The following is a 14,893-nucleotide window of genomic DNA, read 5'->3' on the forward strand; positions in this document are numbered from 1 at the left end:
TATGTATATTATTTAATAGAACTTATATAGATTTATATTAATAATAATAATAGTAGTCTTTATACTGTAGTGTAGTATCTTTTACTATGCAGCTTTTTTCTTTGTTAAATATAAACCTGAAGCTATAAGTGCTACAGATATAATAGCTATTCCAGTTGCTCCAATTGGTGCACCTGTTTTAGGAATTCCTTGTCCTGTTTTAATTGAAGTTCCATCTGAAGTTGAATCTGTTTTTACTTCATTAACATTTGGAATTATTGTTCCTCCATTATTGTCTGGAGTTATTGTTCCTCCATTATTATCTGGAGTTGTTGTTCCTCCATTATTGTCTGGAGTTGTTGTTCCTCCATTATTGTCTGGAATTGTTGTTCCTCCATTATTATCTGGAGTTGTTGTTCCTCCATTATTGTCTGGAGTTGTTGTATCTATTGCTGGTGCATCACCTGCAATTAGAACTTGTTCAAATTTAAAATCAAGAGGCTTATCTTTAGATGTAGTTTCTTTTAATTCTTTTACTAAAGCATCTCTTATTGGCACTGACATATCAGCTAGATTAGAAACTCCCTTAGAGAAATCAAACTTATCTCCACCAGTAGACATAAAATCATTAGTAACTACTGAATAAGTCCCATCTTCCTTAACAACTGTTCCATCATCTAGAATCATTTTAGTTATTCTTGATCCAAATGCCGCTTTTTCATTGTAGTAAATCTTAATACCAGCAACTTGAACCCAGCCTATTTCCGTATTGTCTATTCCATTTTCCATTACTTTCTTTAATTGAGTTCCTGTAATATTCATTTTCACTAAAGTATTATCAAATGGCATTACATCATAAAGGTTACCCATAGTTATTTCACCTTTAGCTATTGGAGTTCTTAGTCCTCCTCCATTTGTTATACCTATTTGTACTCCAGCTACTTTAGCCATAACCTTTGCTGTGTAGTATCCAAGTGGTGATGTTCCTTTAATAGCTTTTCTATCATGATCTAAACTTATATTAGTATATCCTACTACTTCATCTAGAAGTGGTTTTACATCATTTACATATATGTCCAACATATCTTTAACTTCTTTATTAGGTGCTATTTCCTTAGCTCTTGTAGTTACTTTATCTAAATTAGCTTCTTTTAGTAACAACTTGTTATTGCTATCAAATACTAAGTTTATTTTCCCAATATTTCTTCCATTATATCCTGTTTGTATTACTGGAATACCATTTACCATACCGGCAACTTCTTGATGACTATGTGCTGTAATTACAGCATCTATATTTTTTGCAGATTTTGCAACCTCTGCACCTTCCCCTGTTATTTCCTTAGTTTTAGCATCTTGGAATGTTCCTAAGTGAGATAATACAACTACTGCATCAACCTTAACATTCTCACTTCCAACACCCTTATTTTTTAATAAGTCTGCCCAGTAGTTAACTGTTTCAACTGGATCTCTAAATTCGTAATCTTTTACATTTTCAGCCTTTGTTTGGAATACTGTTTGCGGAGTAGTAATACCTATTATACCTATTTTAACTCCATCTTTTTCCACTATTTTATATGGCTTAGCCCAGCTTGGTGTATCTTTAGTTCCTTTTAAATAAATATTAGAAGCTAAGAAATCCATCCCTGAATCTTTAGACCATTTTTCAAACATATTAGTTCCATCTTTACCTACTACACCCCAATCAAATTCATGATTTCCTATTGCAGATGCAACAAATTCATTAGCCTTGAAGAACTTATTCATAGGTTCTCCAGTTAATAAATTTGATAAGGCAGAACCTTGATAATTATCTCCTGCTGAAACCAGGATTGTATTTGGATTTTCTGCTTTATAGTCATTAAACACTGTAGAAAGCTTAGCTACTCCTACATTTTTTCCTTGTTCTACTAAAGCACCATGTATATCATTTATAGATGCTAAAGAGATAAATTTATTACCTGTCGCTTTCTTTAAATCCTCAACAGTTAAACTTACACTATTTACAGCTCTTGGATCTTGTCCTGCTGGAAGCGTAACTGCTTTATCTTTAAGAGCTTGTACCGCAACATTTCTTAAAGTAGGATCCCAGTTATTACCTGTAACTTTCCAGTTATTATTCATTTTAGGTGATATAGTTCCACCCTTTACATTTTTAATATAATCTCCTATAAGTTCTCTTACTCCACCTATATTAGATTTAATATCTTTCTCTATAATTTCTGGAAGAGCTTCTCCAGCTTTAAATATTGGTCCATAAGATAATAATTGAGTATTAGCTCTGTAATTATTTACTGCTACTTTCACAGAATCTTCATCTTTAATTGCTGTTCCATCCATTTTAGTTAAATTAACTATTCTTGATCCTACAGGTTTTGATATATCTATACCAAATTTAACACCTGAGAACATATCATAGTTATATAATCTAGAAGTTGGATTGAATGATATTGTTAAGTCCCCTGGCTTATATTGATTATAATAGCTAGCTGACCATTCCATATATTTCTTTAATTGTGTTCCTGTCATTTTAAGAGAATAAAGAGTATTTTCATATTTATAAATTAGTGAAGAATCAGCTTTCTTAAATTCTCCTTCTTTAACAACTGGACTTGACGCATCAAATATAGCCGATGCTGCTACATCTGCTCCTGAATAATGCATTTGAACTTCATTTATTAGATTAATAAGTGGTGTTTCTTGCAATTGAGCTTGTGGAACCTTATCTATTTCATTTTCCGGAGATAAATTACCATCAACTAATTTACCAATAATTTTATTTGCATCAGTTATTGCAAAATCATTATATGATTTAAGTGAAGTCATCATCTCTGTATCCGGTGTAACATCCTTAATTTTAGTTATTTTAGCTGTTACGTCATTAACTCTATCTGCAACTATATATTTACCATCTTTCTTTGTAACTTTAATATCAACCTTACCTATTGTCTTTCCTCTTGCATCATTTTCGATCATTTTAACGCCATTATAAACGTTGAATTTTCCTGGGTTATCGGTATTTACAGTTGTATCATCAACAATTTTATGTCCATGTCCTGCCACTACAAAATCTAGACCTTGAACATCATTTAAAAGATTTACAACTCCAGATCCATGTACATCATACTCATCACCTTCACTCATATGAACAGTTGCAATGATTACATCTGCTTTATTACCATCTTTAATTTCTTTGATGGCAGCTTTAGCTTCATCTATAGGATTAGTTACTTTATATCCGTTAAGATTTTCTTCATCCCATCTAGTTATATTTGGTGTTGTTATTCCTAAAATAGCAACTTTTACTCCACCTTTTTCTACTATTGTATAGTTACCATACATTCTAGTTTTTCCATCTTTTTCATATACGTTCGCACTTAGTACTTTAGCATTCGCTGTACCATAGGCTTCTTTAAGCTTGTCTATTCCTCCATTAAATTCATGATTACCTAAAGTAACTGAATCATACCCTATTTCATTAAAGGCTTTTATCATAGGGTTTCCTTCTAGTTTATATTCTGGATTACTTTTAAAAAATATTTCAGCTGAATTTTCTTGTATTGTATCACCAGCATCTACAACTATAGTGTTTGGATTTTTCGATCTATACTCTTTAACCACTGTAGCAATTTGAGCTAAACTCCCTGATTTATCCTCTTTATTTTGAGCATAGTCATATGGATAAAATCTCCCATGAAAATCAGAAGTCGCTATAAGCTGAATGTTAACGATTTCATCTTCGGCAGCTTTTACCGTTATAGGGCTAAATAAACTAAATAACATAATAGCGCTTAATGTTGCTGCTAAAGTCTTTTTGCTTTTAAATTTCTTTAATATAAACATATTTTTGCACCTTCCCTTTGTAAATTTTTTATTTTATTGCAAACTAATTATAATATATACATAACATTAATTTCCATCTAATTTTTTCTAATTTTATTTTTATATTCCTTCTTTTATTTTATTGATATTTTATTTGTGTATTATTTACTATTTTGTTATTATTATTACATATTTTTTCCTATTTTATTTTTTTAAAGTTCAAAAAAATATTAATTACCTAATTTAAACAGTTTGACTTGTTTTGTAAATTATGTTATATAGCTTACCTTTTGTAATAAAAAAGGAGGTTGTAAAATTAATTACAACCTCCTTTCTTATTACTCTTTATCCCAATTTTTTATAACCTCACTGGCTTCTACTCCAGGATAATACATCTTATCCTCTCCCTGGTTTCCTATAGCAAAAAGAGAAAATCCTAAGAACCAAGGTTCATCTTTATATGCTATTTTATAAGCCTCAAAACAATTTCCCTGCTCGCGACTATTAATCACAGTTGTTTTATAAGGATTCCATGGCTCTATAGAAGCTTTTTCAGTTCTCGGAAAGCCTAATTCTCCAAAGAAAATTGGTTTTTCCCATTTTTCATTAAAAGCTTTTACTTCTTCTTTTATTTCTTGTTTTCTATAATATCTTTGTGATGAATTTATTGAATTTACTAAATTATCCACTGTATTTATATCATTATCTGTAAGCTCAAAATATGAAGCAATAGATATAAAGTCTACCTTTGAAAACAACTTATTATTTAATTTATTTTCATATTGGCTCTTTAATTGTTTTTCTATTTCCATAGTACTTTCAACATTCCAATTAGTTGTTATCCAAAAGCTAGTTCTATATGTTACTAATCCCTTATAATATCCTCTAACATAATCAATTATATTACAAAACTCATCTTCCATATATTCTAACTTTGAGAAGCTAGTTGCTATGTTAAATGCATCTATATGATAGGGTATTGCTATTTCATCTATTAAGGGCTTAATGACCTTTGTTTTCCAATTATTAAAAAAAGCTTCTTTATCTTCTGGATTTAGTTCCGTTTCATATTTACTTCCATTCTCTATCCATGGATAAGGTTCTAGGATTATATTAATATCTCTTCCTTTTAGCTCATCAAGTAGCATTTTTGCTCTTTCTAAACTATTGTCATATATACTCATATCACTAGATGAGAGAGAATCAATATTTATTACTACAGGAAGATTTATAGTATTTAGTCCAAACTTATCAATATCATTAAGTGCCTCTTCTACTGTATAATCAGTAGATAAATTACCTGATTTTATTTTTTTTTCAAATTTATCGTTTAAAGTTTTTCCTTGAAATTTATTTATACTCTTATTAATTATCCCTCTAGTTGTATAATTAAAGTTATACATATAAAAACATACGACAACTATAAAAAAAATAGTCACTAGCCCTATTTTATTTTTTTTAGACATAATATCCCACCTTGTATTTATTAATAATTATTTAGACTTATTATTTTTTCTAAATACCTTAATTTTATATTTTTTCTTATATAATAAAATTGCACTTATTGTAAATGTGACTAATGCTAATAGCACTACTAATAAAATCTTAGAACTACTACTTAGCTTTATTATTTTATCATAACTTGGTGCTTCCACTTCTTCCTTATATTTAAAGCATCTAACATTTCCATGCTCATCTATAACTGCTCCATCTCCATTTAGTTTATAAAACTCCTTATCTTCACTTAAAAACAACAAGCTTTTTTCTAACAAATCCGCCCTTGGTGATGTTAAAACCAGCATATTTCTTTGTGAGTTATATGGTGATTTATCTAATTGGAATGTTGATATTGTCTTTGAAAAATCATCCATAAGGGTTAATTTTTCATTAGATTCAAACTTTGTATATTCATTATTATACTGCATCCAAAGATTTTTGTTTAATTCTTTTATTAATTTATTATTATCTGGGGTACCATAAACAATAATATTTTTATCATTATGCTGATTTTCTAAGTTTTTTGAACTTATAGCCTCTAAACTTCCTAAATTGTACTTAGTTTGTTTTTCCATATAAGCTGACATATTACCTAGAGCTGTTAACTCACTACTTGAAAGATTATCAGGTAGAACAAATAATGTTTCATTCATATCCCAATCAGATACAAATGGTGCTGGATATGTATCAAAATAAAATTGTTTTAGTTCCTTATTATTAATTTGAATAGTTGAATCATCTCTAACAAATACCCATGGTTGCTTTTGATCTCTTATCTCACAATTTACATCATTTAGTAATAAATCAAAGGCAAACTTTATTTCAACAAAGAATATGTTTGTAACATCTTCTGGTACTGTAATTAAAAGATTATCTTCATTTGCCTTCTCTTTTTCTAGCTTTTTACTAGCAACTGGAATATCATTTATAAATACTGTAAATAAAGATCTATCAAAATCTAAATTTTCAGAATACCTGAAATTTATATTAATTGTATCTCCTACACTTAATTGTCTATTTTGAGGTAATGAGTAGTTAATAGCCATTTCATTTCTAAATAATCCTTCTACAGTTTTTTGGTTATATCCAAGTTCCTTAAATGTGAAAGTTTTTTGTGGTTCCTTAATCTTATCATTTAAATCCATTTTACTATTTATATAAACTGAACTTTTGTTAACTTGGCTAACCAACTCCTTATTCATAAGGAATTTAACAGCACTAATTAATTCTTTATCATTTTCCGATAAAATATACAGAATTTTTTCCTGTCCTGTAGCTCCTACTGGTGAGTTTGCTATGTTGATATAGGCTTGATTATTAAGATCTTCAAAACCTCCTATCCCTTTTTTTAATATTTCTGGCATAGCATCTATTCTTCCTATATATGCTATATTACTTTTTTCTAAAGCCTTCCCATTTTCAGCTTTAATAATTTGTCCCTTTCCGCCTTCTCTTGCAATTAATCCTTGCATTTTTAATGCTGATGTTAATTCTCCATCAGTATAACTATCAGGAATTACTATTTTAGTGATTTCATATCCTCCCATATTTACTAATGGATAGGTCAGTTCACTTATTAAATTTTCTGGAATCATATTTGTTTGAGTTATATTAACTTTTGACTCTTTCTTTAAAACTAGCCAATTTGCAGTGTTTAAATCATCTGTACATGGCATATCTGTAAGTCTAAGATAACCTTCTACCTTAATCTCATTAAAGCCATCCTTTAATAATTCTAATGGAAGTTTTAATTCTATAGTTTGGTTTTGTCCATTATTACTTTCTATTTTTTTCGAATAAAATTCTGTTCCATTTACTAAAAAGGTTAAATAACTGCCTATATTTTTTTCTAATACATCTGTAACTTCAAAAACCATAGAGGTCTTTATATCCTTAATATTAGTTCTCTTATCTATATTAAAATTCCAAGAATAACTATCATAAACTCCTGAAAAAGAAACATTCTTTGAAAGCTCTAGATCTTTATTATAGCTATTATTACTATAACTTCTATTTTTCAAAACTCCCTGTGCTACCTTCGCTGGAATCACAGTCAATATTGAAACAATTAATAATATTAAAGTTACAATTTTGTTTATATTATTAAATATTTTTTTATTCATACCGTACCTCCTATTTTTCAAGATTCCTTACTCAAACCGTTCTGTTTTATACCACTTTACTTCTTTTTTTAATATTGTATCTTTTATAAAACTATAAAAACCGTACCCAGCAACAACGCCCCATAACTTACAATAAGTAAAGTACATAAGTAAAATTACGATAAAATTTTTAAATGTTAATTCTCCTTTTTCTGTTGATATGCAAACTAAAAGTGATAATACAAATACCGATAAAGCCATCACCCATATAGCCAGTACATATCCTTTTACATGAACTTGTATTAATCCAAGCAAACCAAGAATAAAAATAGCATCTGAAAGTATATTTGCTGACAAAAACAGAAAATATATAGTTACATAATATATAAGATCAAATCTTATAACTCCAGCACTTGGTTTGAAAATGTACTTTGCATTTTTTATTACTACATAAATATTTCCTTTAGCCCATCTTGTTCTTTGCCTAAACCAAACCTTTAAGGTTTGTGGTTCCTGCTCCCAGGTAACTGCCAGGGGCATAAATTTTATTTTATAACCCATTCTATAAAGTCTAAAGCTAATTTCAGTATCCTCTGTTATTGCCTTAGTATCCCAACCGCCCATTTCTTCTATTAATTTTCTTCTTACTACAAAGTTAGTTCCTGGAATAGTACAAAGATTAAAGATCTGCCATCTTCCCGCTTGTGCCATCCACTGAAAAGATAATGTCTCTATATTAATAAATGCAGTTAGTAAATTCACATTTTTATTTCTACATCTAAACTTACCTATAACTGCGCCAAGTTTTGGGTCCTCGTCAATAGTTTGAATTAAATATTTTAAAGCCTTTGGCTCTGGAGTATTATCCGCATCATAAATAGCAAGATATTCACCCCGGCTTATATTAAATGCCATGTTTAAAGCATTCGATTTTCCCTTCCCGCCAGTTACACTATCTGTGTTTATCACAGTAAAATTTCTTCCTTTATATTTATCCTTAACCTGATTTAATATCTCTTCAGAGTTATCTGAAGAATTATCATTAATTATTATTATTTCATATCTTTCCTTTGGATAATCTAATCTTAAAAGAGACTCTGCAGTCCTCTTTATAACCACCCCCTCATTATGAGATGGTACCATAACGGTTACAAATGGATAGTAATCCAATTCTTCCTTCATTTTTTTATCATGTATTTTTGTATAATAAATATATCCTCCGATTACTAAAATAATGTTCATAAAAATAACTACCCATATCACTCCTAAAGAGTACACTAGTAAATAATCAACCAGGCTCATATTGATCTCCTTTACTTAAAATACTTTTTCTTATCTATTTTTAAACTGTATAAGAAGAATATTATAAATACGATTACACCCATAATAGCAATTACAAATATTCCTTTGTTTACGTTAGTTAAATCAATAATACCCGATTTTTCCGGTATCTCATCTTCCAAGCTTTTATCTTCATCCCCATATAACCCCTGTTTTGATAAAAATTTATTTCCTCGTAAATTCACATCATTAACCATTAATCCATTTCTATTATTAGTTATTTTATTATTACCAAAGGTTAATTTACTTTCTAAATTTATAGTATTGGAAAATTCTATTCCCTTTTTTTTATATAATCGTATTTTTTCTTGAAGATCCTTAATTGGCTCATTGCCTTTAATCCCTATTGCTACATCAGTTAATAGTTCCTTTGAAAAATTCAATTCATCACCATCAATTTTTAGCAACACATTATCAAAATAACCTATAGAATATTTTTCAAAATCTATTACCCCTAAATTTTGATTTTCATTAATTATTATTGTAGACGTCTCATCTAAATATTTTTTTCTATCATTTCTATATAAATAATAATCATTTATGGTTATTGCTATTGGATACACCTTATAATTTACAAAGGCATCCTGGGCAATAGAAACATTTTGCATTAGTTCTTCTTCTGTAGGTCCCTTATCATACAAATAAGGATCGCCTAAAATAACAGTTCCACCTGAGGCAACACAATATCTTAGAGTCTCAACATATCTTTTCATGGCATCAAACTCTAAATTTTCATAGACCCCCATGGCACTAATTAAAAACGGAATTCCCTGATCATATAAATAGTCTGCCTTTTTAACTAGCAAATTTAAATCGTCATATGGATAAACTTCATCTATTAATAGATAACAATTTCTCTTTTTATTTTCCTTATTATTAAATTTATCATTTATTTTTTTCTTTATTTCTAATATTGATCTCTTACCTTTGAAATTTAATGGAACTACTTCCTTATCAGAAGAATTCTTTCCAATCCATAATAATTTTTCACTTCTTGTGTACAGCTCCTCTACTTGATTCTTTTTCAAGCTCCCCTCTTCATTGGATAATATAATAATGCCCTCAGCATTATTTAAATCTTCTGCTGTATAACTATTTATTTTTCTTAATTCTATGTTTTTTCCTGTAGTCAATGCCATTTTTATAACATAATTCAAATTATTATTTTCGCTTGCATACTCCTTATATTGATCATATATAATTAGTAATTCACTCTTATTCTCTATTGCTAAGGAAACCTTCCAAGGAAGTATTAATGTTATTTCTATACATAAAATAATTGCTTTTTTTATATTATTAAACATCATACTCTAATTCTTTCTCTGCTAAATTAATAAAGTTCATAGGATCTATCACCTGTTCATTTTGAGTAAAGCCTCCTATTTGAACCTCAACATTTAAATTTTTATATAGTTTTTCTTTTCCTATTTTTATCTCCCTAACAGCTTCCTTCATCCTATTTTTCACAACTAAAGCCCCATCTTCATCACATATTAATATATAGGCAAATGTTTTTTTATCAATTAAATATTTTCCATCCTCATATCTTAAAGTTTCACCTAATACCTCTGAACATTTTCTTATTACTTCCTTAAATAAATCTTCTCCTACTATACTAGCTAGCTTATCACTATATTTAAGTCTTACCATTACTAATGTTATTGGCATCTTATATCTTTTGTGTAAATTCATATATATAGGCATTTCATTTATAAATGCACTTCCATTTTTTATTCCTGTAGATTCATCCATCATTATAAACTTTTTATTTTTTTCTTCTAGCTCACTAATCTTAACCTGCATTTCTAATATTAATTCCGCTATTGTAGATATTAATAAAGCAGTTAATGGAACTATTATAATCCAATAAAAAATTTTATTATCTAATACTACCCCTTTAGTAAATGAAAGATAAAATTTATAGGTGCAATAAACAAAATCTACTATCATACCTACTATTAAGGCCCCAGTTTTTCCTAGATAATAGCTAATTTGAGCCACAATCATTAATATCATTAACATTATATATCCTTCTAGACTTTTACTTAATTCTAAATATACAAAGGCTATGCATGCCACAAAAAAATATCCTACCATTAATGTTGCATACAAATCAATTTTCATACTTATTTTTTCATTGCTTCCCAATTTTTTTCCCCTCCATTATTATTAAATATTGCATTATTAATCTAATTACCATTAAGTCGAATGTCAAATTATACAAAAACTCATGTTTTGCAATATCAGCATCACCTGCTCCAACTACTGATATTATAATTTGTGAAAACCCTGCTAAAAAAATATATAAATACGCCTCTTCAAATAAGCACCCATTAACATCTTTAGTATTAAGGCTTTTTTTATAACTTTTAAAGGAACATAAAAAGTAAATTATTAAAAATAAAATCATAAACCCAGATGTCTTAAATAAGCTTTTATCTTTTACACCGCTCCATCCACTAAAAAAATAACTTTTATCTCCATATGGTTTCCCTTCACTTTTTTCATAGTTTCCCATGGATTCAGGCTTTATAGTGTATGCATTTTTAATACCTACTTTTAAAATCGATTTAAATTCTTTTGGATGTTTTAAATAATATATAAAAAGTGATGGTATTGAATAGTTTTCATAAAAATCTTCCTTTAGCCTTTCATCATTTGGATTTATAGAGGGTACTTTTTTATAAAAATTTTCCCCTTCTAGCAAAGAGTAGCTTGCGTCTATACCAAAATTCTCTAATACCTTTTCTGGATCTTCTCCATTCATAAGTGAACCTCTAGTCATCGCATGAAATCTATTCATATAGTCAAAATCGCCCTTTATAGATTTATATAATAACCCTGCTGATACTATAAATAAAATACCTATTACTATTGATATTATCTTTATATGTCTACTCTTATTAACAGTTCCAATCCTTATAACTAGTATTGCAGCTAACACCCCTATTGGTGCTAATTGTTGCTTTGCTCCAAAAAATAATAAACAAACAATAGAGAATAAAATTAAATTCACCAAATTTATTTTGTTGAATTTTATCATATATAGTAATATGGCTACACTTAGTAAAAAGCAAGCTATTATTACCCCTTCACCATAAAATGAATTGAAATATGAAATATATGCTGTATCACAAAAAATAAATGTATATATAATTGCTATAAGATACTTAAATTTTTGTGTTTTTATATCCTTTGTAAAAACCTTAACTAGTAAATAACCTGCTACTGCATGTAAACTCAAAAATATTACTGAAAGAAATCTAATATCAAAAACATTACTATTATTAAATATTTTTGATATGTAAACTGCTAATTTTATAAATATAGATTGAGTTGAAAATAATGCTCCAGTTGTTTCATTTGCATATTTATATATTCCATATTCTCTGTTAAAATATCCAAACATTATATCGTTATCATTATTTGATAAATGGTATAATCCATTTTGACTTATGATTCTATAAAAGTCACCATTATCAGCAATCCCGATTATTGGTTTTATAAATAACACAAATGTACCTATAATCATTATTAGAATAAGCACTGTAATTTGTGGGGTCATCTTAATTTTTATAAAATTATATAACCTTTTCACATCTAATTTTTTATACATAAATTACCTCTTTATTGTTTTTTATTAATTTATAAAACCCCTTAAACCCCATAAAAAATAGTCTTTATTATTTTACACAATAAAGACTACTTTTATTTAAATTTATCTATACAATTAATAATAATTTCTAATCTTAAATTAATATTTAAGATTAAACTTCACCTCAAAATAATTTTATACAAAAGGAGCTAGGATCTTTAGCAATTTCATGCTAAAGGTCCTAGCTCTCTTTATATTTGAGACTATAGATAACTTCGTGTATATGTAATCTACTGTTCCTCAGTATCCCTAAATTTGTTTGTTTTTTTATCACTCAATTTTACTAATTGCTTCTTAGCAAATATAAAAATTAATTTTATAACTAAATATATTAAGAAAACATATAAAAAGCCATAGATTCCATAGGCGATATCAGCAAATTCCATATTCCCCCTATTAGTTAGCTTTTGTTGTATCTCAATTACAAATACAATAACAATCATAACAGTAAATGTATAAATAAATGATATAGCTGTTATGCTATACTTTGCCAATCTTTTAAATACAAATTGCGTAATAGTAAATATAGCCATACCTATAATAGCCATTGATATAAAGTGTAGCTTTTTGTCATCAATTGCATAATCACCTATTCCAACAAAATTTACAACTTCATCGTGAATATTATTAATGAACTCAGCCATAATTTTTAATAATTTTATTATAGTACCACCCCCTAAGTATTTATACATATACAAATAAATATCAATACTTATATTTATTATATCACTAAACCTTACCTAGTCATAATTGTTTTATCAATTTTAAAAGGCACCTGAGCCGCCTCCACCTCCACCACCAAAGTCTCCACCACTTGAGCCACCAGTAAATCCCCCACCAGAATCATTATTACTAGGTGTTGCATTATTATATATTGAATTCATGGTATTCATGTGAATTAAATAGTAGTTAAAGTAATATGTTCTATTAATATAATTAAGTGAATCCATGTCACGTTCACTAGCTCTTTTTGCAGTAATTATTAATTCATTAATGTAATGCTCAATTGAGGCATTATTAATTCCTAATGCTCTTGCATATAAAAGAATAGTATCTGCTGTATTAAATTCATTTAACCGTTCTTTAAGGTTGATAGTATTCTCTATAAACCCTTTGTATGATAACCATTTTAATTTTTCATTATAAAATTCATTTGTTAATGTTTCTCTATTTCCAATAATGGTAAAGAAGCCTTGTAATTTAGCATCTTCTCCGACTTTCACTTTCCATTCATTTAATTTTTTTAAAAATATTTTTGCTTTCGATTCTTTCTTTAATAAATTTTGTATATTAATCAATGAAAATTCATTATCTATCTCATAAACCGAAAACCATTTAATAATAAAATTAAGATGAGCTTCTTTAGGTAAAGTTTTATTAATGTTTCTTTTAAAGATTAAATCATTATCTGATTTATTACTCAAAAAACCTTTTTTTGTATGTTTAAGTTGTTCAATATTATAATACCCTAAGTTACACAGGTAGAATAAAGTAGAACTAAGAATTTCCTGAGAAATATTTTTCTTACCTATTAATAAATTAACTAAAGCCGGTGAAATTCTAGAAGGAGGCTCAATATATTGAATATTTGAAATAAATTTGTACTCATTCCTATATTTTTTAATAGCTTCATTACGTTTTTTATTTTCACTAACAACTAATATAACTATTAAAGTAATAATTCCACCAACAATTAAAATAAAAATAATGCCTCCATAATTTGGATTTTTAGAATTATTCTCAGAAACAATATCCTTATTATTAGGTTCTGTATTCCCCTTAATACTATCGTTACCTGATATTATAGAACTATTAACTAAAAATTCTGCTGGAATAGTTAAATCAATACCTATCCTGGAGGATAAGTTTTTATAATTAATATTTATTCCATTATTAATATAACTAGTTAAAAGTTCACCATCTCCAAAGGTTTGGTATCTGGAATTTTCAGCAGTAAGTATTTGATTATAAAAACTAATATTAAGATTAGCTTCCTTTATAGATGAAATATTTTCTACTGAATAAAAATCCCAATATAATTGACCAGTAGTTTCATATTTTTTAGCTACATTCTTAGCAGTATAATTCACCTTAAAAATTTTCTTTTCATTAGAGGTTCTTGAATATAATTTAATTGACGTTTTATCTCCATTTTCTGAAATTTCATAGGTATTTTCAGCCCCTATATTTCCCGATGTAGCTATAGTTTCAAACCCAGATTTATCAATAACAATAACTGAATTTATTATATAGCCATCAGAGCCAGTTGAATTTAACTCTCTAAGAAACCCATTAAAATCCCCTGAAAAATTATAAGTTAAATATTCAGTTACATTAATATCCCCATTATCCATAATAGCTGCATTAATATCTACCTTATCAATTTCATAGCTTTTAGTATCTGCAAAGCAAGGAACAAAGTTAAATAGCAATAAAAATAGCAAAGTAAAACTTAATAACTTTTTCACCTAATCAACCCCTTAATTCTTTTTATTCACCT

Annotated in this window: 9 protein-coding genes; all 9 read right to left on the reverse strand. The window is 27.9% G+C overall.

Annotated elements, in window-relative coordinates; translation table 11 throughout:
- Window positions 1-84: 84 nt before the first annotated feature.
- Window positions 85-3,819 (reverse strand): 5'-nucleotidase C-terminal domain-containing protein, encoded by a 3,735-nt coding sequence (locus J1C67_RS01605; RefSeq protein WP_167866129.1) that lies wholly within the window; start codon window positions 3,817-3,819, stop codon window positions 85-87.
- Between the two features lie 317 nt (window positions 3,820-4,136).
- A complete protein-coding gene (locus J1C67_RS01610; RefSeq protein WP_167866128.1) occupies window positions 4,137-5,264 on the reverse strand; it encodes a glycoside hydrolase family 113 in 1,128 nt (375 codons plus the stop codon).
- A gap of 27 nt (window positions 5,265-5,291) precedes the next feature.
- Window positions 5,292-7,418, reverse strand: coding sequence for a cellulose biosynthesis cyclic di-GMP-binding regulatory protein BcsB (locus J1C67_RS01615; protein WP_167866127.1), 2,127 nt, complete (start codon window positions 7,416-7,418; stop codon window positions 5,292-5,294).
- A gap of 27 nt (window positions 7,419-7,445) precedes the next feature.
- Window positions 7,446-8,699, reverse strand: a complete 1,254-nt coding sequence (locus J1C67_RS01620; RefSeq protein WP_167866126.1) for a glycosyltransferase family 2 protein — start codon at window positions 8,697-8,699, stop codon at window positions 7,446-7,448.
- 11 nt (window positions 8,700-8,710) lie between these two features.
- Window positions 8,711-10,045 carry a hypothetical protein gene (locus J1C67_RS01625; RefSeq protein ID WP_167866125.1) on the reverse strand — a complete coding sequence of 445 codons (1,335 nt, stop codon included), beginning with the start codon at window positions 10,043-10,045 and terminating at the stop codon, window positions 8,711-8,713.
- Window positions 10,035-10,886 carry a diguanylate cyclase domain-containing protein gene (locus tag J1C67_RS01630; RefSeq protein ID WP_167866124.1) on the reverse strand — a complete coding sequence of 284 codons (852 nt, stop codon included), beginning with the start codon at window positions 10,884-10,886 and terminating at the stop codon, window positions 10,035-10,037. The genes J1C67_RS01625 and J1C67_RS01630 overlap by 11 nt, the downstream gene beginning before the upstream one ends.
- Window positions 10,873-12,354, reverse strand: a complete 1,482-nt coding sequence (gene wsfD / locus J1C67_RS01635) for a glycan biosynthesis hexose transferase WsfD (protein WP_167866123.1) — start codon at window positions 12,352-12,354, stop codon at window positions 10,873-10,875. The genes J1C67_RS01630 and wsfD overlap by 14 nt, the downstream gene beginning before the upstream one ends.
- 269 nt (window positions 12,355-12,623) lie before the next feature.
- On the reverse strand, window positions 12,624-13,037 hold the full coding sequence (locus tag J1C67_RS01640; protein WP_185170689.1) for a hypothetical protein: 414 nt from the start codon (window positions 13,035-13,037) through the stop codon (window positions 12,624-12,626).
- 120 nt (window positions 13,038-13,157) lie between these two features.
- Window positions 13,158-14,861 (reverse strand): DUF2207 domain-containing protein, encoded by a 1,704-nt coding sequence (locus tag J1C67_RS01645; RefSeq protein ID WP_167866122.1) that lies wholly within the window; start codon window positions 14,859-14,861, stop codon window positions 13,158-13,160.
- Window positions 14,862-14,893: the final 32 nt, after the last annotated feature.

This window comes from Clostridium gasigenes, assembly GCF_017348895.1.
Classification (GTDB): Bacteria; Bacillota; Clostridia; order Clostridiales; family Clostridiaceae; genus Clostridium; species Clostridium gasigenes.

Excerpts from the sequence above, each read along its gene's own strand:
- J1C67_RS01620 (WP_167866126.1), bottom strand. The coding sequence starts at position 8,699 with ATGAGCCTGGTTGATTATTTACTAGTGTACTCTTTAGGAGTGATATGG.
- J1C67_RS01605 (WP_167866129.1), bottom strand. The coding sequence starts at position 3,819 with ATGTTTATATTAAAGAAATTTAAAAGCAAAAAGACTTTAGCAGCAACA.
- J1C67_RS01610 (WP_167866128.1), bottom strand. The coding sequence starts at position 5,264 with ATGTCTAAAAAAAATAAAATAGGGCTAGTGACTATTTTTTTTATAGTT.
- J1C67_RS01625 (WP_167866125.1), bottom strand. The coding sequence starts at position 10,045 with ATGATGTTTAATAATATAAAAAAAGCAATTATTTTATGTATAGAAATA.
- J1C67_RS01615 (WP_167866127.1), bottom strand. The coding sequence starts at position 7,418 with ATGAATAAAAAAATATTTAATAATATAAACAAAATTGTAACTTTAATA.
- J1C67_RS01640 (WP_185170689.1), bottom strand. The coding sequence starts at position 13,037 with ATGGCTGAGTTCATTAATAATATTCACGATGAAGTTGTAAATTTTGTT.
- wsfD (WP_167866123.1), bottom strand. The coding sequence starts at position 12,354 with ATGTATAAAAAATTAGATGTGAAAAGGTTATATAATTTTATAAAAATT.